The sequence below is a fragment of the Streptomyces sp. NPDC000229 genome, from assembly GCF_040300825.1.
Classification (GTDB): Bacteria; Actinomycetota; Actinomycetes; order Streptomycetales; family Streptomycetaceae; genus Streptomyces.
This window is the reverse complement of sequence record NZ_JBEPEL010000044.1, coordinates 19,323-42,583: the sequence shown is the minus strand read 5'-3', so window position 1 is coordinate 42,583 and position 23,261 is coordinate 19,323. Positions and strand designations below refer to the sequence as shown.

Annotated in this window: 23 protein-coding genes and 2 pseudogenes; 7 read left to right on the top strand and 18 right to left on the bottom strand. The window is 70.7% G+C overall.

All coding sequences use genetic code 11. The annotated features are described in order from the left end of the window. Positions 1 to 98: 98 nt before the first annotated feature. On the bottom strand, positions 99 to 1,250 hold the full coding sequence (locus ABT360_RS21380; protein ID WP_351818651.1) for a glycerophosphodiester phosphodiesterase: 1,152 nt from the start codon (positions 1,248 to 1,250) through the stop codon (positions 99 to 101). A 276-nt stretch (positions 1,251 to 1,526) separates the two neighbouring features. On the opposite strand from ABT360_RS21380, the gene ABT360_RS21375 reads away from it, so the two are divergent. Next, complete coding sequence (locus ABT360_RS21375; RefSeq protein ID WP_351818705.1) at positions 1,527 to 2,156, top strand: lysophospholipid acyltransferase family protein; 630 nt, start codon at positions 1,527 to 1,529, stop codon at positions 2,154 to 2,156. A gap of 253 nt (positions 2,157 to 2,409) precedes the next feature. Here ABT360_RS21375 and ABT360_RS21370 read toward each other — a convergent pair whose 3' ends face one another. Continuing rightward, entirely contained in the window at positions 2,410 to 3,954 is a 1,545-nt protein-coding gene (locus ABT360_RS21370; protein ID WP_351818648.1) for an MFS transporter, read from the bottom strand. Beyond that, entirely contained in the window at positions 3,951 to 4,502 is a 552-nt protein-coding gene (locus ABT360_RS21365) for a TetR/AcrR family transcriptional regulator (protein WP_351818645.1), read from the bottom strand. Before ABT360_RS21365 ends, ABT360_RS21370 begins: the two co-directional genes overlap by 4 nt. A gap of 85 nt (positions 4,503 to 4,587) precedes the next feature. On the opposite strand from ABT360_RS21365, the gene ABT360_RS21360 reads away from it, so the two are divergent. Next, positions 4,588 to 5,094, top strand: coding sequence for an HAD domain-containing protein (locus ABT360_RS21360; RefSeq protein ID WP_351818643.1), 507 nt, complete (start codon positions 4,588 to 4,590; stop codon positions 5,092 to 5,094). Between the two features lie 11 nt (positions 5,095 to 5,105). Here the strand turns inward: ABT360_RS21360 and argH are convergent, their stop codons facing one another. Together argH and ABT360_RS21350 are read right to left on the bottom strand one after the other, a co-directional pair. After that, the gene (gene argH / locus ABT360_RS21355) at positions 5,106 to 6,533 is read right to left on the bottom strand and encodes an argininosuccinate lyase (RefSeq protein WP_351818640.1); all 1,428 of its coding nucleotides are present in this window, start codon (positions 6,531 to 6,533) and stop codon (positions 5,106 to 5,108) included. Positions 6,534 to 6,616: 83 nt separating this feature from the next. Next, positions 6,617 to 7,810: an argininosuccinate synthase gene (locus tag ABT360_RS21350; protein ID WP_351818637.1), complete on the bottom strand. Its 1,194-nt coding sequence runs from the start codon at positions 7,808 to 7,810 to the stop codon at positions 6,617 to 6,619. A 225-nt stretch (positions 7,811 to 8,035) separates the two neighbouring features. On the opposite strand from ABT360_RS21350, the gene ABT360_RS21345 reads away from it, so the two are divergent. Both ABT360_RS21345 and ABT360_RS21340 read left to right on the top strand, forming a co-directional pair. Beyond that, positions 8,036 to 8,629, top strand: a complete 594-nt coding sequence (locus ABT360_RS21345; RefSeq protein WP_351818634.1) for a pyridoxamine 5'-phosphate oxidase family protein — start codon at positions 8,036 to 8,038, stop codon at positions 8,627 to 8,629. 58 nt (positions 8,630 to 8,687) lie between these two features. Then, a complete protein-coding gene (locus ABT360_RS21340) occupies positions 8,688 to 9,392 on the top strand; it encodes a L,D-transpeptidase family protein (protein WP_351818631.1) in 705 nt (234 codons plus the stop codon). Between the two features lie 117 nt (positions 9,393 to 9,509). Here ABT360_RS21340 and ABT360_RS21335 read toward each other — a convergent pair whose 3' ends face one another. The 8 genes from ABT360_RS21335 to ABT360_RS21300 form a co-directional block, all read right to left on the bottom strand. Further along, on the bottom strand, positions 9,510 to 10,046 hold the full coding sequence (locus ABT360_RS21335) for an arginine repressor (RefSeq protein ID WP_351818628.1): 537 nt from the start codon (positions 10,044 to 10,046) through the stop codon (positions 9,510 to 9,512). 7 nt (positions 10,047 to 10,053) lie between these two features. Beyond that, positions 10,054 to 11,250, bottom strand: a complete 1,197-nt coding sequence (locus ABT360_RS21330; protein ID WP_351818625.1) for an acetylornithine transaminase — start codon at positions 11,248 to 11,250, stop codon at positions 10,054 to 10,056. Further along, the gene (argB, locus tag ABT360_RS21325; RefSeq protein WP_351818622.1) at positions 11,247 to 12,149 is read right to left on the bottom strand and encodes an acetylglutamate kinase; all 903 of its coding nucleotides are present in this window, start codon (positions 12,147 to 12,149) and stop codon (positions 11,247 to 11,249) included. Before argB ends, ABT360_RS21330 begins: the two co-directional genes overlap by 4 nt. Continuing rightward, positions 12,146 to 13,297, bottom strand: a complete 1,152-nt coding sequence (gene argJ / locus ABT360_RS21320; protein ID WP_351818619.1) for a bifunctional glutamate N-acetyltransferase/amino-acid acetyltransferase ArgJ — start codon at positions 13,295 to 13,297, stop codon at positions 12,146 to 12,148. Before argJ ends, argB begins: the two co-directional genes overlap by 4 nt. 115 nt (positions 13,298 to 13,412) lie before the next feature. After that, positions 13,413 to 14,441: an N-acetyl-gamma-glutamyl-phosphate reductase gene (gene argC, locus ABT360_RS21315; protein WP_351818616.1), complete on the bottom strand. Its 1,029-nt coding sequence runs from the start codon at positions 14,439 to 14,441 to the stop codon at positions 13,413 to 13,415. A gap of 111 nt (positions 14,442 to 14,552) precedes the next feature. Further along, positions 14,553 to 16,973: an excinuclease ABC subunit UvrA gene (locus ABT360_RS21310; protein WP_351818613.1), complete on the bottom strand. Its 2,421-nt coding sequence runs from the start codon at positions 16,971 to 16,973 to the stop codon at positions 14,553 to 14,555. Positions 16,974 to 17,194: 221 nt separating this feature from the next. Then, entirely contained in the window at positions 17,195 to 17,611 is a 417-nt protein-coding gene (locus tag ABT360_RS21305) for a VOC family protein (protein ID WP_351818610.1), read from the bottom strand. Between the two features lie 10 nt (positions 17,612 to 17,621). Beyond that, entirely contained in the window at positions 17,622 to 18,041 is a 420-nt protein-coding gene (locus tag ABT360_RS21300) for a helix-turn-helix transcriptional regulator (RefSeq protein ID WP_351818702.1), read from the bottom strand. Positions 18,042 to 18,312: 271 nt separating this feature from the next. Between ABT360_RS21300 and ABT360_RS21295 the strand changes: the two genes are divergently transcribed. Beyond that, complete coding sequence (locus ABT360_RS21295) at positions 18,313 to 18,816, top strand: hypothetical protein (protein ID WP_351818607.1); 504 nt, start codon at positions 18,313 to 18,315, stop codon at positions 18,814 to 18,816. A 52-nt stretch (positions 18,817 to 18,868) separates the two neighbouring features. Continuing rightward, a pseudogene (locus ABT360_RS35405) lies at positions 18,869 to 18,973 on the top strand (IS5/IS1182 family transposase); the annotation flags it as partial. A 356-nt stretch (positions 18,974 to 19,329) separates the two neighbouring features. Here the strand turns inward: ABT360_RS35405 and ABT360_RS21290 are convergent. The 4 genes from ABT360_RS21290 to ABT360_RS21275 are packed head-to-tail and all read right to left on the bottom strand — an operon-like array spanning position 19,330 to position 22,112. Next, on the bottom strand, positions 19,330 to 20,610 hold the full coding sequence (locus ABT360_RS21290) for an NAD(P)/FAD-dependent oxidoreductase (protein ID WP_351818604.1): 1,281 nt from the start codon (positions 20,608 to 20,610) through the stop codon (positions 19,330 to 19,332). Then, on the bottom strand, positions 20,603 to 20,776 hold the full coding sequence (locus ABT360_RS21285; RefSeq protein ID WP_350836015.1) for a rubredoxin: 174 nt from the start codon (positions 20,774 to 20,776) through the stop codon (positions 20,603 to 20,605). Before ABT360_RS21285 ends, ABT360_RS21290 begins: the two co-directional genes overlap by 8 nt. Beyond that, a complete protein-coding gene (locus ABT360_RS21280) occupies positions 20,773 to 20,937 on the bottom strand; it encodes a rubredoxin (protein ID WP_351818600.1) in 165 nt (54 codons plus the stop codon). The genes ABT360_RS21285 and ABT360_RS21280 overlap by 4 nt, the downstream gene beginning before the upstream one ends. Then, the gene (locus tag ABT360_RS21275; protein ID WP_351818597.1) at positions 20,937 to 22,112 is read right to left on the bottom strand and encodes an alkane 1-monooxygenase; all 1,176 of its coding nucleotides are present in this window, start codon (positions 22,110 to 22,112) and stop codon (positions 20,937 to 20,939) included. Before ABT360_RS21275 ends, ABT360_RS21280 begins: the two co-directional genes overlap by 1 nt. Before the next feature lie 105 nt (positions 22,113 to 22,217). On the opposite strand from ABT360_RS21275, the gene ABT360_RS21270 reads away from it, so the two are divergent. Then, positions 22,218 to 22,802, top strand: a complete 585-nt coding sequence (locus ABT360_RS21270) for a TetR/AcrR family transcriptional regulator (RefSeq protein WP_351818594.1) — start codon at positions 22,218 to 22,220, stop codon at positions 22,800 to 22,802. A 157-nt stretch (positions 22,803 to 22,959) separates the two neighbouring features. Here ABT360_RS21270 and ABT360_RS21265 read toward each other — a convergent pair. Further along, a pseudogene (locus ABT360_RS21265) lies at positions 22,960 to 23,136 on the bottom strand (transposase); the annotation flags it as partial. Positions 23,137 to 23,261: the final 125 nt, after the last annotated feature.

Below are 23,261 nucleotides of genomic sequence, written 5' to 3'. Positions count from 1 at the left end.
CCGTCCGGGCGGCTCACCGGGCGGCGGGGCTGACGGGCGGGAGGGCGTCCTGTGACGCGGGGGCGGCGCGGGGCGGGGATGCCGCGCCGCCACATGCGTCAGCGGGCGCGGTGGTCCGCCGCGGCCAGCAGGCCGGTGTCCGGCTGGTCGGTGAAGATGCCGTCGATGCCGGTGGCGAAGTAGGCCTTGTACGCGCCGAAGACGTCCCCGTACGCCGCCGGGTCCGTGCCGCGGCGGAAGTCCGCGGGAAGGAAGGCGTTCTCGTTGCGCAGCGTGTAGGGGTGGAGGACCAGGCCCTTGGCGTGTGCGTCGCGCACCAGGGTGGTGGGCTTGCCCAGCCTGCCGTCCTTGTCCTTCGGGATGACCAGGTCCAGCAGGGGGCCGACGCCCTGCGCGTAGGACGCGATCCACTTCAGACCCTCGGGAGTGATCAGGTCGGCGACCGTGCGCGGGTCGCCCGCCTCGCGGAAGTCCCAGGGGCGGTCGTCCGGCGTCCACAGCAGCACGACGCGCGGCGTGGAGACGAGCTTGGCCATCCGCTGCATGCTGGTCGGCTCGAAGGACTGGAGGAACGTCGGCGAGTCGGCGCCGTGGCGTCCGTACCGGCGCAGCAGCCTGGCCAGCGGCTCCTCCAGGGCGAGGCCGAGCCCCCGGAAGTACGTGGGGTGCTTGGTCTCGACGTACAGCCAGATCGGGCGGCCCCGGCGGCGGCCCTCCTTCTCGGCCCAGCGCAGCACCTCCTCGAAGGTGGGTATGGCCCAGCGGCCGTCGTAGACGGTGTTCTCCTGGCGGGTGCCGGGGATGCGCTCCTTGGCGCGGAGCGTCTTCAGCTCGGCGAGGGTGAAGTCCTCGGTGAACCATCCGGTCAGCGAGGTGCCGTCGACGGTCTTGGTGGTCTTGCGGGAGGCGAATTCGGGGTGGTCGGCGACGTCCGTCGTCCCGGTGATGTCGTTCTCGTGGCGGCAGACCAGGTGGCCGTCCTTGGTCGGGACGAGATCCTGCTCGATGACGTCCGCGCCCATGTCGAGGGCCAGCTGGTAGGAGCCGAGGGTGTGCTCGGGGCGGTAGCCGCTGGCGCCGCGGTGCGCGATGACCGTCGGGACGGGCAGGCGCTTGTGCGAACCACCCGACGGGCGCCCGTGCGCCTGCGCCGCGGTGCCGCCCGCGCCTGCGGAGAGTGCGGCCGAGCCGAGGACCGCCGCTCCCAGCACGGTCCGCCGACCGGGACTCCTGTGCGCACCCTGTGTCATGAAGGCTCCTTACGTGAGCGTTTTTCGGACTGCTGAGCGACTGCTGAGCGAGGCCCGATCGTAGGCAGGGGTGCCTTACGTACGGGAGACCCCGGACGAACGCGTGGAAAACACGGGTCAACACTGCGTATCGACTCGGTGAACCCGATGTGCGGCCGGGTGTGACCCACGAGTATCGTCCTCACCTGCACATACTGGTCACGTACGTGGTCGGCTACTTCGACGGAGGACTCGTTGTCCCGCTTCGCGCTCATCAAGGCAGTGCTCGGCCCGGTCATGCGCCTGATGTTCCGCCCCCGGGTGGAGGGCGCCGAGAACATCCCCGGTGACGGGCCGGTCATCCTGGCGGGCAACCACCTGACGTTCATCGACTCCATCGTCCTGCCGATCGTGTGCGACCGTCAGGTCTGCTTCATCGGCAAGGACGAGTACGTCACGGGCAAGGGCCTCAAGGGCCGGCTCATGGCGTGGTTCTTCACGGGCGTCGGCATGATCCCGGTGGACCGGGACGGCGCCAACGGCGGCGTGGCCGCGCTGATGACGGGGCGCCGCGTGCTGGAAGAGGGCAACGTCTTCGGCATCTACCCGGAGGGCACCCGCTCCCCCGACGGCCGCCTCTACCGCGGCCGCACCGGGATCGCGCGCCTCACGCTGATGACGGGTGCGCCGGTGGTGCCGTTCGCGATGATCGGCACGGACAAGCTCCAGCCGGGCGGCGCGGGTCTGCCCCGCCCGGGCCGGGTGACGGTGCGGTTCGGCGAGCCGATGGAGTTCTCCCGCTACGAGGGCATGGACCGTGACCGGTACGTCCTGCGGGCGGTGACGGACTCGGTGATGGCCGAGGTGATGCGGCTGTCCGGGCAGGAGTACGTGGACATGTACGCCACGAAGGCGAAGGCCGCGTAGCCGCTCTTCGAGCGCGTGGACGTGCATGGGGCGGCGCCCCGGTCCGGCATGGGTGCCGCACCGGGGCGCCGCCCGTTCACGAGGTGGACGCCCGAGCCCGGGCCGACCGCCCCCCGGACCGGCTCCCGAGCCCGGGCGCGACCGCCCCCGAGCCGGCGCCCGGGCCCGAGCAGGCGCCCGAGCTGAGCAGGCAGGCCACCGGACCTGAGTCGGCGCCCGGGCCTCAGCAGGCCCTCACCAGGCGGCCGGCCCGCTACGGGTGCTCGACGCCCTCTTCCAGCTTCTGCCCCCACAGCAGGAACCAGGCCGCGACCGCCGTCGCCAGCAGGACGGCCGCGCCGACGCCGGCCGCGATGCGCAGGCCCTCGACGAAGGCGTCCTGCGCGGCGGTGACCAGCGCGGCGGCTGTCGCGTCCGGCAGGCCGGCGGACGCCTCCACCGCGCCGCCCAGCGATTCGTGCGCCGCCGCGGAGGTCGCCGCGGGGACGCCCTGCGGGGTGACGAAGTCGCTGTAGACGCCGGTCACGATGGAGCCGAGGAGCGCGATGCCGAGCGCCGCGCCGAGTTCGTACGCCGTCTCGGACACCGCCGATGCGGCGCCCGCCTGTTCGCGGGGGACGCTCGACAGGATCACGTCGGCGGTCACGGTGAACGCGAAGCCCGCGCCGATGCCGACGACCAGCAGGGACGCGCCGAGCAGCGGGTAGCCGGTGGACCGGTCGAGCAGCGTCAGCACGGCGAGCGCCAGGCCCACCGCGGCGAGGCCGCCCGACACCACGGACCGCACCGAGAACCGGCGGGCGACGACACCGGCGATCAGACCGGCCGTCACCGCGCCGATGGCGGCGGGCAGTTCGGCGAGGCCCGCCTCCAGGGGGTGACGTCCCTGGACCAGTTGGAGGAACTGGGAGAGGAAGAACACGAGCCCGGACAGACCCAGGATGGTGAGCAGGTCGGCGAGCACCGCCCCGGAGAAGCCCCGGTGGTGGAACAGCCGCATGTCGAGCAGCGGCGCGTCGAGGCGGAGCTGCCTGCGTACGAACCAGGTCAGCGCGCCCACGCCGATGACGGCCGCGACGGCCATGTCGAGGCGCAGTCCGTGCGCGGCGGCCTCCTTGACCGCGTACACGACGCCGATCATGCCGACGAGAGAGAGGACGACGCTCAGCAGGTCCCAGGGGCCGGGCGCCGGGTTCTTCGACTCGGGGATGTACTTGATGCCGACGAGGACGAGGACGACCATCACCGGCAGGTTGATCAGGAAGACCGAGCCCCACCAGTAGTGCTCCAGCAGGAACCCGCCGACGACCGGTCCCACCGCGGCGCCGGCCGAAGCCATGGCGCCCCAGATGCCGATGGCGAGGCTGCGCTCGCGCGGGTCGTGGAAGAGGTTGCGGATGAGCGCCAGGGTGGACGGCATCAGGGTCGCGCCGGCGACGCCGAGCAGCGCACGGGCGGCGATCATCATCTCGGGGGTGGTGGCGTACGCGTTGAGCACGGAGACGGCACCGAAGGCGGCGGCGCCGATCAGGAGCAGCTTCTTGCGGCCGATGCGGTCGCCGAGGCTGCCCATGGAGACGAGCAGTCCGGCGATGACGAACGAGTAGACGTCGCCGATCCACAGCAGCTGCGTGCCGGTCGGCTTGAGGTCCTCGCTGAGGAACGGGGTCGCCAGGCCCAGTACGGTGGCGTCGACCGCCACCAGCAGCACGGCCAGGACCAGTACGGCGAGTGCCAGCCACCGGCCCGGGCGGGGCAGAACCTCCGATTCCTTGGTCAGTTGATCGGTACGGGTCATTTCTCCACGCTCCTGCGTGCTCCGCCGAGCAGCAACTCGGCGATCATGTACTGGAAGTCCTTGCCGGCGACCCGCCCGTCCTGCACGGCCCAGGCACAGGTGCCGATGAGGCCGTAGAGCGCCTCGGTGAGCCAGGCGGGTGTGAGGTCGATCCGGAACTCGCCCTGCTCCTGGCCGCGCCGGAAGAGCGCGGCGACACGGGCATCGAGGCGCGCCCAGCCCTCGTTCATCTGGTCGCCCTCGAAGAGCTGGTTCTCGGTGACCAGGAACGCGAGCAGTCCGGCGACCGGCTCCAGCCCGGCGATGAGCCGGCGCAGCGCCTCCTCGGCGGTGCCGTCGTCGAAGCGGGCGGCCTCGATGGCCGCCTCGAACTCCTGGATGCCGAGCGCCTCCAGCGCCCTGACCAGCGCGTCCCGCCCGGCGAAGTGCCGGTGGAGGGTCGCGCGGCCGATGCCTGCGGCGCGGGCGACCTCGTCCATGGTGGCGGTCGCCTTGCGGGAGAGGAGGGCGGCAGCGGTGCGCAGCACCTGCTCACGGTCGACTGTCATGAGACAACCATAGCCCATGTGAGACATCAATGTCTCATTCGAAATCCGATCGACTCACGAGGGAAGGAACAGGATGCTGAGGCGCATGAAGCCGCTCCTGCTCATCGACGTGGATGGTCCGCTCAATCCGTACGCAGCGAAGGCCCAGCGCAGACCGGAGGGGTACGGCACCCACCGGATGCGCCCGACGGGCTGGACGGACGGGAAGCCGCTGCGGGTGTGGCTCAACCCGGCGCACGGCGAGGAGCTCCGGGCGCTGGCGCGCCACTACGAGCTGGTCTGGGCGACGACCTGGAAGGGCGAGGCAAACGACTGGATAGGGCCGCACCTCGGGCTGCCCGAGCTGCCGTACATCGACTGGCCCCAGATGCACGGAAAGGCCCCTCTCGGGACCTTCTGGAAGACGCAGTACATCCTTCAGTACGCGGCGGGACGGCCGTTCGCCTGGGTCGACGACGACATCACGGCGTACGACCGCGAGTACGTCGAGCGGGAACACCTCGCCGCCGCCCTGCTGGTGCACGTCGATGAGCGAATCGGCCTGACGCGGCCGGACTTCGACGCGCTCGCGGACTGGGCGGCGGCGCTGTGACCTGCTGAGGGTTACTGCTTGGCGGTGGCCCAGGCGCGCTGGATCACCAGGTCGGCCTTGACCTCGGAGAGCTGCGTGGCGACGGCGGAGGGGGCCGTGCCGCCCCGGCCGTCGCGGGAGGCGAGGGCGCCCGGGACGTTCAGGACCGTCCGCACCTCGGGGGTGAGGTGCTCGGAGATCTTGGCGAACTGCTCGTCGGTGAGCTGGTCCAGCTCGACGCCGTGCGCCTCGCACTCCTTGACGCACTCGCCCGCGACCTCGTGCGCCACCCGGAACGGCACGCCCTGCTTGACCAGCCACTCCGCGATGTCCGTCGCGAGGGAGAAGCCGGCCGGGGCGAGCTCCTCCATCCGCTCCCGGTTGACCGTGAGCGTGGCCATCATGCCGGTGAAGGCCGGCAGCAGTACCTCCAGCTGGTCGCAGGAGTCGAAGACCGGCTCCTTGTCCTCCTGGAGGTCGCGGTTGTAGGCGAGCGGCAGGGCCTTGAGGGTCGCCATGAGACCGGTCAGGTTGCCGATGAGGCGGCCGGACTTGCCGCGCGCGAGCTCGGCGATGTCCGGGTTCTTCTTCTGCGGCATGATCGACGAGCCGGTGGAGAAGGCGTCGTGCAGGGTCACGAAGGAGAACTCCTTCGTGTTCCAGATGATGACCTCCTCGGCGATCCGGGAGAGGTTCACGCCGATCATCGCGGTGATGAACGCGAACTCGGCGACGAAGTCGCGGGAGGCCGTGCCGTCGATCGAGTTGCCCGCGCTGCCGTTCTCGAAGCCCAGGTCCTTGGCGACTGCCTCCGGGTCGAGCCCGAGGGACGAGCCGGCCAGGGCGCCGGAGCCGTACGGGGAGACCGCCGTCCGCTTGTCCCACTGGCGCAGCCGCTCCGCGTCCCGGGACAGGGACTGGACGTGTGCGAGCACATGGTGGGCGAAGAGCACCGGCTGGGCGTGCTGGAGGTGCGTACGCCCCGGCATGGCGACGTCCGGGTGCGCCTCGGCGAGGCCCACGAGGGCGTCCTGGAGGTCGGCGAGGAGACCGCCGATGATCCGGGCGTGGTCGCGCAGGTACATCCGGAACAGCGTGGCGACCTGGTCGTTGCGGGACCGTCCGGCCCGCAGCTTGCCGCCGAGGTCGGGGCCGAGCCGCTCCAGCAGACCGCGCTCCAGGGCGGTGTGGACGTCCTCGTCGGCGATGGTGCCGGTGAAGGAGCCGTCCGCGACATCCGCCTCCAGCTGGTCGAGGCCTGCCAGCATGCGCGTCAGCTCGTCGGCGGTGAGCAGCCCGGCCTTGTGGAGCACGCGGGCGTGGGCGCGGGAGCCGGCGATGTCGTACGGCGCGAGGCGCCAGTCGAAGTGCACCGACGCCGACAGCTTGGCCAGCGCCTCGGCGGGACCGTCGGCGAACCGGCCGCCCCAGAGCCGGACGTCACCGTTGTTGCTGCTCACTGCTTCAAGCTCCTCACGGCTGTGGAAGTACGACGCCTCCCCGCCCACGGGGAACGGGGAGGCGGCTGTCGAACGAGTCGGTGTCAGGCCAGGTCACGCTTGGCGGCGATCTTCGACGACAGCGCGAAGATGTCGATGAAGCCCTGCGCCTTCGACTGGTCGAAGGTGTCGCCCGAGTCGTACGTCGCCAGGTTGAAGTCGTACAGCGACTCGTCCGACTTCCGGCCGGTGACGACGGCGCGGCCGCCGTGCAGGGTCATCCGGATGTCGCCGGAGACGTGCTGGTTGGCCTCGTTGATGAAGCCGTCCAGGGCCCGCTTGAGCGGCGAGAACCACAGGCCGTCGTAGACCAGCTCGCCCCAGCGCTGCTCGACCTGCCGCTTGTAGCGGGCCAGCTCGCGCTCGACGGTGACGTTCTCCAGCTCCTGGTGGGCGGTGATCAGGGCGATCGCGCCGGGGGCCTCGTAGACCTCGCGGGACTTGATGCCGACGAGACGGTCCTCGACCATGTCGATCCGGCCGATGCCCTGGGCTCCGGCGCGCTCGTTGAGCTGCTGGATGGCCTGGAGGACGGTGACGGGCTTGCCGTCGATGGCGACCGGGACGCCCTTCTTGAAGGTGATGACGACCTCGTCGGCCTCACGCGGGGTGGCCGGGTTGGAGGTGTACTCGTAGATGTCCTCGATCGGCGCGTTCCAGATGTCCTCGAGGAAACCGGTCTCGACGGCCCGCCCGAAGACGTTCTGGTCGATGGAGTACGGGGACTTCTTGGTGGTCGCGATCGGCAGCTCGGCCTTCTCGGCGAAGGCGATGGCCTTGTCGCGGGTCATCGCGTAGTCACGGACCGGAGCGATGCACTTCAGGTCGGGACCGAGCGCCTGGATGCCGGCCTCGAAGCGGACCTGGTCGTTGCCCTTGCCGGTGCAGCCGTGGGCGACGATCGAGGCGTTGTGCTTCCTGGCGGCGGCGACCAGGTGCTTGACGATCGCGGGCCGGGAGAGCGCCGAGACCAGCGGGTAACGGTCCATGTACAGGGCGTTGGCCTTGATCGCCGGGAGGCAGTACTCGTCGGCGAACTCGTCCCTGGCGTCCGCGACCTCGGCCTCGACCGCACCGCAGGCGAGCGCGCGCTTGCGGATGACGTCCAGGTCCTCGCCGCCCTGGCCGACGTCCACGGCGACGGCGATGACCTCGGCACCCGTCTCCTCGGCGATCCAACCGATGGCGACGGAGGTGTCCAGTCCGCCCGAGTAGGCGAGTACGACGCGCTCGGTCACGGGTTTCTCCTTACGGTGCATTCACTGACAGGTATAACTATGCAGAGCGCCGTATGTTTTGTCAACGCGCTCCCCCGGAGGTCCGGCCGGGCAGGACGGCACCCCCGCGTGGCCGCTCCCCGCAGGGCGGCACACGGGACGGCGGAGAGGCGGCGCCCGCGTCCAGGGGGTCGGAACGGCCTTTGTCCAGCGGTCACTTGGAGACACGCGGCGATAATGCCGCCCATGGGACAGAGATACGAACGCATCGACGGACGGATACGGGACTTCATCGAGCAGCAGCCGGTCTTCTTCACCGCCTCCGCCCCGCTGACGGGCGACGGGCACGTCAACGTCTCGCCGAAGGGGCGCAAGGGCACCCTGGTCGTCATCGACGAGCTGACGCTGGCCTACCTCGACTTCGGCGGCAGCGGCGCCGAGACCGTCGCCCATCTCCGCGAGGAGGGCAACGGCCGGATCACGCTGATGTGGTGCGCGTTCAGCGGTCCGCCCAAGGTGCTGCGGGTGCACGGGAAGGGCGAGGCGATCTTCCGGGACGATCCGCGGTGGGCGGAGTACATCCCGTACTTCAAGGAGGTCGACGGCCCGGCGGCCCGCGCCGTCGTCGTCGTCCACGCCCAGCGGGTCAGTGACGCGTGCGGCTTCGCCGTCCCGTTCATGGACTACCGCGAGGAGCGCACCCAGCACGCCGAGCACTTCGGCCGCAAGACGGACGAGGAGTTCGCCGCGTACTGCGAGAAGAAGGACCACGTCGGGGTGAGCCTGGACGGGCTGCCGGCCCTTCCGCTGCCGCTGCCGTCGCGCACGGACACCTCCTGACCCCTGTTCGGCCGCGCCCGGGGAGCGTCGGGCCGGCGGGGTGCGTACGGTCCGGGGCATGCGCCTCGGTCTCGTCCTCGCATCCGTGCTCCTGCTGGCCCCCACCGCGCCCGCGGACGGCGAACCACTGCCCGCGCGGATGGCCGACACGGGCGGCGGTACGCAGCTGATCACGGCCGAGGCGCCGCGGGCAGGGTCCACCACCGGGACGGTGACGTGGTGGGACCGGCGTGGCGGGCGATGGGTGCGGGCGGGGTCCGCGGCGGCACGGTTCGGGGCGAACGGTCTGGTGGAGGGGGCCCGACGCCGCCAGGGCACGTCGACCACACCGACGGGCCTCTACCCCCTGCCGTACGCCTTCGGCATCGACGCCGCACCCGCGGGCACGGCCTTCCCCTACCGGCGGGTGACGCGTGACTCCTGGTGGTGCCAGGACAACCGCTCCCGCGCGTACAACCGCTGGGTGGAGGGCCTGCCCTCGGACTGCCGGGCGAAGGAGGCGGAACACCTGGTCGCCTACGGCAGTCGGTACGCGCACGGCCTGGTGATCGGTTTCAACTACGACCGCCCGGTGCGCGGGCGCGGCGCGGGGATCTTCCTGCACGTCAAGGGGCGCGGGGCGACGGCCGGTTGTGTGGCCGTACCGGCGGGCGCGATGCGGCGGATCCTGGCGTGGGCGAAGCCCGCGCGACGGCCGCACATCGCCATCGGTACGAGCGGTGACGGGGGCGGGCGGACGGCGATCGTCCGGGTCCGGTCATGAGGAAGCACCGCTCAGACCGGAGAGCGGTGCTCAGACCAGAGAGCGGTGCTCACCCGAGGGAGCGGCGCTCAGCCTCGTGAGCACCGCTCCACTCCGCGACGACCGCTCCACTCCGTACTACCGCTCCTTCTGCGCCAGCCGCAGCAAGTGGTCCGCGAGGGCCTGGCCGCCCGCCGGGTCGCGGGAGATGAGCAGCAGGGTGTCGTCGCCCGCGATGGTGCCGAGGATGGCGTGCAGTTCGGCCTGGTCGATGGCCGACGCGAGAAACTGGGCGGCGCCCGGCGGCGTCCGCAGCACGACCAGGTTGGCGGAGGCCTCGGCGGAGATCAGCAGCTCGGCCGAGAGGCGCCGCATCCGCTCCTCCTTGGCCGATTCGCCGAGCGGCGCCTGCGGGGTGCGGAAGCCGCCCTCGCTGGGCACGGCGTAGATCAGTTCGCCACCCGTGTTGCGGATCTTCACCGCGCCCAGCTCGTCGAGGTCCCGGGAGAGCGTCGCCTGGGTGACGCTCAGCCCGTCGTCGGCGAGGAGCTTCGCCAGCTGGCTCTGGGAACGCACCGGCTGCCGGTTGAGGATGTCCACGATCCGGCGGTGGCGTGCGGTGCGGGTCTGCGGAACGGACGGGCCTCCGTGCTCAAGGTCCTGCGCGTCGGTCATCGTCGTCTCATTCTCCGGATCGTCCTTCCCCGTGCACGCTGCTGAGGACGCCGGGCACGGCCCGGAGGAAGGCGTCCACTTCGTCGTCGCCGATGACCAGCGGCGGCATGAGCCGTACGACATCGGGGGCGGGCGCGTTCACCAGGAGGCCGGCGTCCTGAGCCGCCTGCTGCACCTGGGGCGCGAGGGGCTCGGTGAGCACGATACCCAGCAGCAGGCCCGCACCACGGACGTGGGAGACCAGCGGGTGGTTCAGGCCCTCGATCCCGTCCCGCAGCTTCTCGCCCAGACGCTTGACCTCGTCGAGCGCCGAACCGGCGGCGAGGGTGTCCAGTACGGCCAGCCCGGCGGCGCACGCGACGGGGTTCCCGCCGAAGGTCGTGCCGTGGTGGCCGGGCTTCAGCAGCTCGGCCACCGGGCCGAAGGCGACGGTCGCGCCGATGGGCAGGCCGCCGCCCAGGCCCTTGGCGAGCGTGACGATGTCCGGCTCGACGCCGTGCGCCTGGTGCTCGAACCAGTGGCCGCACCGCCCGACGCCGGTCTGCACCTCGTCGAGGACGAGGAGCGTGCCGGTGGCGCGGGTGATCTCGCGGGCGGCCTTCAGGTAGCCGGCCGGTGGGACGACGACGCCGTTCTCGCCCTGGATGGGCTCGATGATGACGAACGCGGTCTGCTCGGTCACGGCGGAACGGAGCGCGTCGACGTCTCCGTACGGTACGTGGGTGACGTCCCCGGGCAGCGGCAGGAACGGCTCCTGCTTGCCGGGCTGGCCGGTGAGCGCGAGGGAACCCATCGTCCGGCCGTGGAAGCCGCCGGTCGTGGCCACCATGTGCGTCCGGCCGGTCAGCCGCCCGATCTTGAAGGCCGCTTCGTTGGCCTCGGCGCCGGAGTTGCAGAAGAAGACCCGCCCGGGGCGGCCGAAGAGCTGGAGCAGCCGCTCGGCGAGGGCGACCGGCGGCTCGGCGACGAAGAGGTTGGAGACGTGGCCGAGGGAGGCGACCTGCCGCGACACCGCCTCGACGACGGCGGGGTGCGCGTGGCCGAGGGCGTTGACGGCGATGCCACCGACGAAGTCGAGGTACTCGGTGCCGTCCGCGTCCCAGACCTTGGCGCCCTCGCCGCGTACGAGAGGGAGGCGGGGCGTGCCGTAGTTGTCCATGAGCGCGCCCTGCCACCGCTGGGTCAGGTGCTCGTTGCCGGTCATGACTCCCCCTGTCCGTCCGGCACGACCATCGTGCCGATGCCCTCGTCGGTGAAGATCTCCAGCAGGATCGAGTGCTGCACCCGCCCGTCGATCACGCGTGCGGTGGTGACGCCGTTGCGTACGGCGTGCAGGCAGCCCTCCATCTTGGGGACCATGCCGCTGGAGAGCTCGGGCAGCAGTTTCTCCAGCTCGGAGGCGGTGAGGCGGCTGATGACCTCGTCGCTGTGGGGCCAGTCCTCGTAGAGGCCCTCGACGTCGGTCAGGACCATCAGGGTCTCGGCGCCCAGCGCCGCAGCGAGTGCCGCAGCCGCCGTATCAGCATTGACGTTGTAGACATGTCCGTCGTCCTGGGAGCGGGCGATCGAGGAGACGACCGGGATGCGGCCGTTGTCCAGCAGTGCCTGGATGGCACCGGTGTCGATCGAGGTGATCTCACCGACCCGGCCGATGTCGACGAGCTCGCCCTCGATGCGCGGCCGGTGCCTGGTGGCGGTGATGGTGTGCGCGTCCTCGCCGGTCATCCCGACGGCGAACGGGCCGTGCTGGTTCAGCAGCCCCACGAGCTCGCGCTGGACCTGTCCGGCGAGCACCATCCGTACGACGTCCATCGCGTCCTCGGTGGTGACCCTGAGACCCGCCCTGAACTCGCTGACGATGCCGTGCCGGTCCAGTGCCGCGCTGATTTGCGGGCCGCCGCCGTGCACCACGACCGGCTTGAGGCCGGCGTGGCGGAGGAAGACGACGTCCTGGGCGAAGGCGGCCTTCAGCTCCTCGTCGACCATGGCGTTGCCGCCGAACTTGATGACGACGGTCTTGCCGTGATGACGCGTCAGCCACGGCAGCGCCTCGATGAGGATCTGTGCCTTGGGCAGGGCGGTGTGCTTGCGTGTCGTGCTCATGAGCTGTACGCGCTGTTCTCGTGGACGTAGTCGGCGGTGAGGTCGTTGGTCCAGATGACCGCCGACTCGGAGCCCGCCGCCAGGTCGGCGGTGATCTTCACTTCGCGGTACCGCATGTCGACGAGGTCGCGGTCCTCGCCGACCGAGCCGCCTCGGCAGACCCAGACGCCGTTGATGGCGACATTGAGCCGGTCGGGCTCGAAGGCGGCCTTGGTGGTGCCGATGGCGGACAGGACACGGCCCCAGTTGGGGTCCTCGCCGTGGATGGCGCACTTGAGGAGGTTGTTGCGGGCGATGGAACGCCCGACCTCGACGGCGTCGTCCTCGCTCGCCGCGTTGATCACCTCGACGCGGATGTCCTTGGACGCGCCTTCGGCGTCGCCGATGAGCTGGCGGCCGAGGTCGTCGCAGACCTTCGTCACGGCTTCGGCGAAGTCGGCGTACGCGGGCGTCGTGCCGGACGCGCCGGAGGCCAGGAGCAGGACGGTGTCGTTGGTGGACATGCAGCCGTCGGAGTCGACCCGGTCGAAGGTGACGCGGGTGGCGTCCCGCAGCGCCTTGTCGAGGGTCGGGGCGTCGACGTCGGCGTCGGTGGTGAGGACGACGAGCATGGTGGCCAGGCCGGGGGCGAGCATGCCCGCGCCCTTGGCCATGCCGCCGACGGTCCAGCCGTCCTTGGTCACCACGGACGTCTTGTGGACGGTGTCGGTGGTCTTGATCGCGATGGCGGCCTTCTCGCCGCCGTGTTCGGAGAGCTCCTTCGCGGCCTTCTCGACGCCGGGCAGGAGCTTGTCCATGGGCAGCAGTACGCCGATGAGGCCGGTGGAGGCGACGGCGACCTCGCCCGCGCCGATCTCCAGGACCTCCGCCACCTTCTCGGCGGTGGCGTGGGTGTCCTGGAAGCCCTTGGGGCCGGTGCAGGCGTTGGCGCCGCCGGAGTTGAGGACGACCGCGGTCAGCTCGCCGGTCTTCAGGACCTGCTCGGACCACAGGACGGGCGCGGCCTTGACACGGTTGGAGGTGAAGACGCCCGCGGCGGCACGGCGGGGCCCGTTGTTGACCACGAGGGCCAGGTCCGGGTTGCCGTTCGACTTGATCCCGGCGGCGATGCCCGCGGCCGCGAATCCCTTTGCTGCCGTGACGCTCACTGTGCTTCTCCATTCGCTTTTCCGACCGCGCCGGCGGTCCCACCCGCCGAAGGCAGGGGGAGCAGAGGCGCGGCAATCGTCGTCTTCGGCGGCCCGGCGGCTGCGCGGTCGTCGCTCACGGTGCGACCCCGATCGTGGAAAGACCCGTGTCCTCGGGGAGCCCGAGGGCGATGTTCATGCTCTGGACCGCGCCACCGGCGGTGCCCTTCGTCAGGTTGTCGATGGCGCTGATGGCGATGATGCGGCCCGCCACCTCGTCGTACGCGACCTGCACCGAGACGGCGTTGGAACCGTAGACGGACGCCGTGGCCGGCCACTGGCCCTCGGGGAGGAGGTGGACGAACGGCTCGTCGGCGTACGCCTTGGCGTAGGCGGCGCGGACGTCCTCGGCCGTGGTGCCCGGCTTGGCCTTGGCGCTGCACGTGGCGAGGATGCCGCGCGCCATGGGGGCGAGGGTCGGGGTGAAGGAGACGGTGACCGGCTCGCCGGCGACCGCGCCGAGGTTCTGCATCATCTCGGGGGTGTGGCGGTGGCCGCCGCCCACGCCGTACGGGCTCATGGAGCCCATGACCTCGGAGCCGAGCAGGTGCGGCTTCAGGGCCTTGCCCGCGCCGGAGGTGCCGGTGGCGGCGACGATCACCGCCTCCGGCTCGGCGAGGCCGCCCGCGTACGCGGGGAAGAGCGCGAGCGACACGGCGGTGGGGTAGCAGCCGGGCACCGCGATGCGCTTGGCCCCCTCCAGCGCGGCACGGGCGCCCGGCAGCTCGGGGAGGCCGTAGGGCCAGGTGCCGGCGTGGTCGGAGCCGTAGAACTTCTCCCAGTCGGCGGGGTCCTTGAGCCGGAAGTCGGCGCCCATGTCGATGACCAGGACGCCGTCGCCGAGCTGCTCGGCGACGGCGGCGGACTGGCCGTGCGGCAGGGCGAGGAAGACGACGTCGTGGCCGGCGAGGGCCTCGGGGGTGGTCGGCTCCAGGACCCGGTCGGCGAGCGGCAGCAGGTGGGGCTGCAGCGTGCCGAGCTTCTGGCCGGCGTTGGAGTGGCCGGTCAGGGCGCCGATCTCGACCCGCGGGTGGCCGAGGAGCAGACGGAGTACCTCTCCGCCCGCGTATCCGCTCGCGCCTGCCACTGCTGCTCGTACTGCCATCGGACCCTCCTCATCGATGGCATGACTATACGCAACCATGCAGTTTTATGCAAAGCCCTCGCGGACAGGCGCAGCCCCCGTGGGGCCACGCCTGCCCGCGAGGGGCGTCGGTCAGGAGCCGGTGTAGGCGGCGAGGTGCTCGCCGGTGAGGGTGGAGCGGGCCGCGACGAGCTCGGCGGGGGTGCCCTCGAAGACGATGCGGCCACCGTCGTGGCCGGCGCCGGGGCCGAGGTCGATGATCCAGTCGGCGTGCGCCATGACCGCCTGGTGGTGCTCGATGACGATGACCGACTTGCCGGAGTCGACCAGCCGGTCCAGCAGGCCGAGGAGCTGCTCGACGTCGGCGAGGTGGAGGCCGGTGGTCGGCTCGTCGAGGACGTAGACGCCGCCCTTCTCGGTCATGTGCGTGGCCAGCTTCAGCCGCTGCCGCTCGCCGCCGGAGAGCGTGGTCAGCGGCTGGCCCAGCGTGAGGTAGCCGAGCCCGACGTCGGCGAGCCTGTCCAGGATCTTGTGCGCGGCCGGTGTCCGCCCCTCGCCCTCACCGAAGAACCGCTCGGCCTCGGCCACCGACATCGCGAGCACCTCACTGATGTCACGGCCGCCGAGGTGGTAGTCCAGGACGGAGGCCTGGAAACGCTTCCCCTCGCACTCCTCGCAGGTCGTGGCGACACCGGCCATCATCGCCAGGTCGGTGTAGATGACTCCGGCACCGTTGCAGGTGGGGCAGGCGCCCTCGGAGTTGGCACTGAAGAGCGCCGACTTCACACCGTTGGCCTTGGCGAAGGCCTTGCGGATCGGGTCGAGCAGTCCGGTGTACGTCGCCGGATTGCTCCGCCGTGAGCCGCGGATCGGCGTCTGGTCGACCGACACGACACCCTCGCCGGCGGCCCCCGCCCGGTGTGGCAGCGACCCGTGCACGAGCGAGCTCTTGCCGGAGCCGGCGACGCCGGTGACGACGGTGAGCACCCCGAGCGGGATGTCCACGTCGACGTCCTGGAGGTTGTTCGCCGTCGCGCCGCGGATCTCCAGCGTGCCGGTGGGCTTGCGGACGGTCTCCTTGAGGGCGGCCCGGTCGTCGAGGTGGCGGCCGGTGACGGTGTCGCCGGCGCGCAGCTCCTCGACGGTGCCCTCGAAGCAGACCGTGCCCCCTGCCGTACCGGCGCCGGGGCCGAGGTCCACGACGTGGTCGGCGATCGCGATCGTCTCCGGCTTGTGCTCCACGACGAGCACGGTGTTGCCCTTGTCGCGCAGCCTCAGCAGCAGGTTGTTCATCCGCTGGATGTCGTGCGGGTGGAGGCCGACGGTCGGTTCGTCGAAGACGTACGTGACGTCGGTGAGCGAGGAGCCGAGGTGGCGGATCATCTTGACGCGCTGCGCCTCGCCGCCGGACAGCGTGCCCGAGGACCGGTTGAGCGAGAGGTAGCCGAGGCCGATCTCCACGAACGAGTCGAGGGTCTGCCGCAGCGCGGTGAGCAGCGGCGCCACGGAGGGCTCGTCGAGACCGCGGACCCACTCGGCCAGGTCCCTGATCTCCATCGCGCAGGCGTCGGCGATGCTGACCTTGCCGATCTTCGACGACCGGGCGGCCTCGGTGAGGCGGGTGCCGTCGCACTCGGGGCAGACGGTGAAGGTGACCGCCCGCTCCACGAAAGCCCGGATGTGCGGCTGCATCGCCTCCTTGTCCTTGGAGAGGAACGACTTCTGGATCTTGGGGATCAGTCCTTCGTAGGTGAGGTTGACGCCGTTGACCTTCACCTTGGTCGGCTCGCGATAGAGGAAGTCCTGCATCTCCTTCTTGGTGAACCGGCGGATCGGCTTGTTGGGATCGAGGAAGCCGGACTCGGCGTAGATCCCCACGGTCCACACGTTGTCCGATCTCCAGCCCGGGATGGTGAACGCGCCCTCGGCGATGGACTTGGAGTCGTCGTAGAGCTGAGTGAGGTCGATGTCGGAGACCGTGCCGCGGCCCTCGCAGCGCGTGCACATGCCGCCGGTGCGGCTGAACGTCACCTTCTCGGTCCTGGTCTTGTCGGCCCCGCGGTCGACCCGGAACCCGCCGCTCGCCTGCACCGAGGCGACGTTGAAGGAGTACGCGCCGGGCGGGCCGATGTGCGGCTTCCCGAGCCGGCTGAAGAGGATGCGCAGCATCGCGTTGGCGTCGGTGGCGGTGCCGACCGTGGAGCGGGGGTCGGCGCCCATCCGCTGCTGGTCGACGATGATCGCGGTGGTCAGCCCGTCGAGTACGTCGACGTCGGGCCGCGCCAGCGTCGGCATGAAGCCCTGTACGAAGGCGCTGTACGTCTCGTTGATCAGCCGCTGCGACTCGGCGGCGATCGTGTCGAAGACCAGCGAGCTCTTGCCCGAGCCGGACACCCCGGTGAACACCGTCAGGCGGCGCTTCGGGATCTCGATGCTGACGTCCTTGAGGTTGTTCTCGCGCGCGCCGTGCACGCGGATCAGGCCGTGGCTGTCGGCCATGTGCACCGCGGGTGACTCTACGTCAGCTCTCTTGGCCCTCTTGGGCGTGCTCATCGTGTCTCCATCCGTTGGGCGGGGCCGCCTGCGCGGCCCCCCTCGGCGTCGCGTGGCTCGATTATCAGACCGGCGCCGCACAGGACGTCCGGATTCTCCGGCGACCTCGTCCGCAGGGCGCCCCGGCCGAGACGTGGCGGGGCCGGCAAGCGGCCGTGCGCACCGGCTCGGGGCCGGGCGCGAGGGCCTCATGGGGCATGGGCCCCTGGCACCGGCGGTCCTTATCGCTTGCGGGGCTGGTTGAAGCGGAGCATGTTTCCGGCCGGGTCGCGGAAGGCGCAGTCGCGAACGCCGTACGGCTGGTCCATCGGCTCCTGCAACACCTCCGCGCCGGAGGCCCGGACGCGTTCGAAGGTGGCGTCGACGTCGTCGGCCGAGAAGATCACGCCCCGCAGAAGGCCCTTGGCCAGCAGTTCCGCCATCGCCTGCCGGTCGGCCGGAGAGGCGTTGGGGTCGGCGAGCGGCGGTTCCAGGACGATCTCCACGTCCGGCTGCGCGGGCGACCCGACGGTCACCCAGCGCATCCCCTCGAACCCTACGTCGTTGCGCACCTCCAGGCCGAGGACGTCTCGGTAGAAGGCGAGCGCCTTGTCATGGTCGTCGACTGCGATGAAGCACTGTGAGAGCTTGATGTCCATGTCGTCGACGCTACGAGGACGCGGCGGATTCTGCTTCTCCGATCCTGACCGGTCGTGTGTAGATCTTGGCGACGCACGCCGGGATCGCGGCGCCGGCCTCGTGACGGCGGGCACGGTAGGCGCTGGGGCTCTCGCCGACCAGCTCGGTGAAGCGTGAGCTGAACGACCCCAGCGAGGTGCATCCGACCGCGAAGCAGACCTCGGTCACGCTCATGTCGCCCCGTCGCAGCAGCGCCTTCGCCCGCTCGACACGGCGGGTCATCAGATAGCTGTAGGGCGTCTCCCCGAAGGCGGCGCGGAAGCTGCGGGAGAAGTGCCCGGCCGACATGAGGGCGACCTTCGCCAGCGCCGGAACGTCCAGCGGCTGCGCGTAGTCGCGGTCCATCACGTCGCGCGCGCGGCGCAGCCGTACCAGGTCCTCCAGGGTCATGCCCACCAGCATCGCACGCCGGCGGTGGCCTCGCCGGACGTCCCGGCGGTCGATCAGGACCGCGGCGACGGTCCCCGCCGCGGCCCGGAACACCGTGCCGGGCCCCACACCCGTGAGCGCGCACACCGGGACGAGCGGGGCGGACGCCACCAGGGACGGCCTGGCGGCCACCACCGGGCGCCGGGCGGGCACCACGTCGACCCTTGAGGAGCCCAATCGGCCGGTAATATCCGCTTCTTCAACTATCTGGCGGACATCAGGAGGAGAAAGGGTGGCAGCGAACCCGGTGGCCGGCGTGCTCGCCCGGATGTCGGACGTGACGCGGGAGGTGCCTGCCGACCGGAGCGGCGCGCTGTGGCGGCTGGCCCAGGAGGGGCGGCAACTCGACGCCAATGTGGTGCGCCTGGCCGCCGGCGGCCGGGTCACCGCGCACGTCGAGCCGGACCTGGACGTCCTGCTGTGCGTCGTCGACGGCGCCGGGCGGCTCGACACCGAGGACGGTGACCGGCCCGTGGAGGCGGGGTGCCTGGTGTGGCTGCCGCGCGGCGCCCGGCGCGGTATGGCGGCCGGGCCGGAGGGGCTGACGTATCTGACGGTGCACCGCCGCAGGCCGGGGCTGTCCATCCGTACGGCCGCCGTGCCGAGGGCCGGCGAGCCGGAGGGCGGCGAGGCCGCCTGCGTGCTCGGCCGGGTGTGCCCCGAGTGCGGCCGGCTCGCCCCCGACGACTCCGACGTGCGCTTCTGCGGGCGGTGCGGGTCCCGTCTGCGGGACTAGGTCTGTCCGGCGGATCATGTGACTTTCCGACCGGCCGCTCGTTGGCTGAGTCATGGGTCGGGTGGATCCGACGCATCGCTAGTGGTCGCTGCTGGAGCCGCATTTACCGCCTCCAGGTGGCCGAGGCGGCCGGTGGCGACCACCACGATCTCGCGTCCGTTTTGCCTCTAGCGCGCCGCTGACCTGCTGTTTCCTTCAACCTGTTTTGTCTCTACATGTTTGCGATGACCTCGCATGTGGAGTGCGTGGCGATTCTTGAGCCTGCCGAAAAAGGCACCTGACCTGCTATTTCTTCTGCTTTCTCAGCTCGGGCGGGTCGGCTCGGCTGTTTTCGTGGGCGCACGACGTGAAGCGGCCGCGGAAACGAAGTCGCCGTGGATGACGCGATGCCGCGTGTCGGGCCGCGGTTCGGCCCACTGAGCCGTGACGAGGGCGTCCACCACCGTGTCGATGGCCCGGCCGCCGGTGACGTCGACACCGAGCTGGAAACACGGCGCCGTGGGCCACGCGGGATCATCTCCCGCACTCGCCGACCTGAAGGGCGGGCGTGTCGCCGAGGGCGTGGCACGTCGTCTGTCCGTCCGTGAGAAGCGTGACCGCCGATGGGTGCCCGGCGGCTGGGGACGCGCTGTCGTCCACGTGGTCGAGGACGGCCCGCAGGGCGCGGAAGTCGTGGGGTCTGCCGGCCGCCACGGCTCCCACGGGGAGTCCGTTCGCGGTCGCCAGAGCGGCGAAGTCGAAACCGGCGATGTCGCCCTGCACCGTCAGGGAGTCGGCGTCGGCGAATTGACCGGCGATCTGCAGCATGACGTCGTACTGCTCGGTCCACGACCAGGGCACCGCGCTGAAGGGTGTACCGGCGCCGAGCATGTTCCTCGCCACTGCGGCGGCCTGATGCTGGGCGTGGTTCCACTGCTCCACGCGCACCCGTCGTCCAAGGATCGGGTCGGGACAGAGAGCCACGTCCCCTGCCGCGAAGATGCGCGGATCGCTGGAAGCGCCCAAGGCGTCGACGAGTATGCCGTCACCCACGTCCAGGCCCGCCCGGGCGGCCAGTTCGACGTCGGGCCGCATGCCGACGGCGACCAGCACCGTGGACGCGTGCCAGCTCCTTCCGTCCCGGGCGGTTGCCACGAGCATGCCGTCCTGCGGGGCGAGTCGTGTGAGCGTGACCCCGGTGTGCACCTCGGTCCCGTGGGCCCGGTGAAGCTCCAGGACGGCACGGCGCAGCGGGGCGGGCAGGACCCGGCGCAAGGGCTCGGGACCGGCCTCCAGGACGGTGACGTCGATTCCCTTCGACCGGGCGCTCGCGGCGACCTCCAGGCCGACCAGTCCCGCGCCGATGACCAGCAGCGGGCCGCCGGAGTCCAGGTCGGCGCGGAGAGCGGGGACGTCGCTGAGGCCGCGCAGGGTGTGCACATGGTCGTGCCCGGCGGCGTACGGCAGGGAGCGGGCGCGTCCTCCGGTCGCCAGCAGGAGTCTGTCGTACGGCAGCCGGCTTCCGTCGGAGCATTCCAGGGTGCCGTCGGCGATGCTCGTGACCTTCGTGCCGGTGAGCAGTTCGATATCCAGTTCCTGCCAGGCCGTCGGCGGCTTCAGGCGGAGCCGCTCGGGCGTCAGGTCCCACTTGGTGAGGTCCTTGGACAGCGGTGGACGCCGGTACGGGGGGTGGGGGTCCTCACCGACCAGGAGGACGCGGCCGTCGAAGCCTTCCTGGCGCAGGGTGAGTGCTGCGGTCGCGCCGGCGATTCCGGTGCCGACCACGGCGATGGTGCGGGGCGTGGTCTCAGGCACGGGACGCCTCGACCATCTGGAAGTCGGCCTTGGCGGCCCCGCAGTCGGGGCAGGACCAGTCGTCCGGGATGTCCTCCCAGCGGGTGCCGGGCGCGATGCCTTCGTCGGGCCAGCCCTGCGCCTCGTCGTAGACGAAACCGCACACCAGGCATTCCCAGACCTTCATGCCAGCTCCTCGAAGTCGATCTTCTCGCGGACCCCGCAGTCCGGGCAGGGCCAGTCGTCGGGCACGTCCGCCCAGGCCGTGCCGGCGGGGAATCCCTCGCGCGGCGCACCGGCACGTTCCTCGTACACGTAGCCGCAGACAGGGCACAGATAGCGGCTCATCAGCGGCCCCCGTGGCGGGCGAGGACCTTGCCCCGGGCGCGGGGGTGGATGTTGGCCCGGGTGACGTCGCCGTCGTAGTGGCCGAGGACCCGCGGGTCCATCACACGCCGCCACAGCGGCGGCACGACGGCGAGCAGGATCATCCCCGCGTAACCGGTGGGCAGTTGCGGAGACTCCTCGAAGTGTCGCAGGGCCTGGTAGCGGCGGGTGGGGTTGGCGTGGTGGTCACTGTGCCGCTGCAGGTGGTAGAGGAAGACGTTGGAGGCGATGTCGTCGCTGTTCCAGCTGTGCTGCGGGGTGCAGCGCTCGTAGCGGCCCGAGGGGGTCTTCTGCCGCAGTAGCCCGTAGTGCTCGAGGTAGTTGACGACCTCCAGCAGGCAGAAGCCGATGACCGCCTGGACCGCCAGGTACGGCAGCACCTCGACCCCGAACGCGGCGGTGAGCGCGGTGAAAAGGACCGCTGACATCGCCCACGCGCCGAGCACGTCGTTGTGCGGGTTCCACGGGCTCTTGCCCAGCCGGCCGAGCCGCTGCTTCTCCAGGTGCCAGCCCGAGCGGGCGCTTCCGTACACCGAGCGGGGCAGGAATCGCCAGAAGGACTGGCCCAGGCGGGAGCTCGCGGGGTCCTCGGGGGTGGCGACCCGAACATGGTGGCCGCGGTTGTGCTCGATGTAGAAGTGCCCGTAGCAGGTCTGGGCGAGGGCGATCCGTGCCAGCAGGCGTTCCAGCCCGTCCTTCTTGTGGCCCAGTTCATGCGCGGTGTTGATGCCGAATCCGGCGACGATGCCGATGGTGACGGTCAGCCCCGCCTTGTCCGTGGCCGACAGACCGCCGCCGGACCACAGCCAGCAGGCCAGCACCAGCCCGGCGTACTGGAGGGGCAGGAACAGGTAGGTGCACCAGCGGTAGTACCGGTCCGATTCCAGCCAGGCGAGGACACTGTCGGGCGGATTGTTGGAGTCCTTGCCGACCAGCAGGTCCAGCAGCGGAATCACGCCGAAGACGACCGGCGGCAGAAGCCACCAGAAGTAGCCGTGCCCCGTGACCGCCGCAAGCCCCCACGCCGCGAACGGAAAGGCGGGCAGCACCAGTCCGAGCAACCACAGGTAGCGCTTGCCGTCTCGCCACGTCACGTGCGAAGCCGGTGCTCCGAGCGGATACGAGGTCCCTGCCATGCCCCACCTCCATTGGACACTTGGACTGTGAACTGTCCAGAAACTAGACAGTCCTGCACTGGATCGTCAAGGTGTCGGGCACTGCTCGTTAGGATGAGGACCGAGATGACGCGCTATCGAGAGTCGGTCCGCTCCATGCTCAAGGAACGGATCCTGGACGCCGCCTACGAGCGGGTCGCGGCCGAGGGCTGGGACCGGCTGAAGATGACCCATATCGCCACCACCGCCGGAGTGAGCCGGCAGACCGTCTACACCGAGTACGGCTCCAAGGCGGCCATCGGCCAGGCGCTGGTGATGCGTGAGGTGGAGCGCTTTCTCACCGGCATACAGGACCAACTCCTGGCGCACCCCCGCGACATGCGGGCCGCCATCACAGCCGCCATCGGGTACACCCTGCGCACGGCGGCCGACAATCCATTGCTCAAAGCCATCCTGACCGGCAGCCGGGGCGGTGACGAGGATCTGCTCACCCACTTGACGACCCGCTCCGAGCCCCTCCTGGACACCGCCATCAGCATGCTCACGGCTCACGTGGCGGAGGTCTGGCCCGAGATCGACGCCCACTCGCGGGGCTTGGCTGTCGAGACGGTGGTGCGCCTGACGGTCAGCCACCTCGTCCAGCCGGTCCTGCCGCCCGACCTCTCCGCGGAGCGCATCGCCGAGATCACCATGCGGGTCGCACAAACCTGAATCAGGGCTGGTGATAGTCGTCGAGGGGGGCGGTTTCGGGTTGGAGTGGTGATCAGCTTCTTGGACGGGCGGGGCCGCCTTCGGGCTCAGCCGTCCCCCTTTTGTCGAGCTCCCAGCCGCCCTGCCAGGTCTCCTGGTCCTCGTAGCGGCGCGGGTGGTCCCGGTCGGGACGGGTATGTCGCTCGTAGACGGTCTTCCAGCAGCCGTAGCGTTCCGGCGGATCACGCCACGGCACACCGGTGCGGATCCGGAACAGGATCCCGTTGAGCACCGTGCGGTGGTCGTTCCACCGGCCGCCTCGGCCACCTGGAGGCGGTAAATGCGGCTCCGGCAGCGACCACTAACGATGCGTCAGATCCACCCGACCCATGACTCAACCAACAAGCTACCGGTCGGAAAGTCACATGATCCGCCGGACAGTGCCCAGGTCTGTCCGTAAGATCCCGTCCGCCCGTCGGG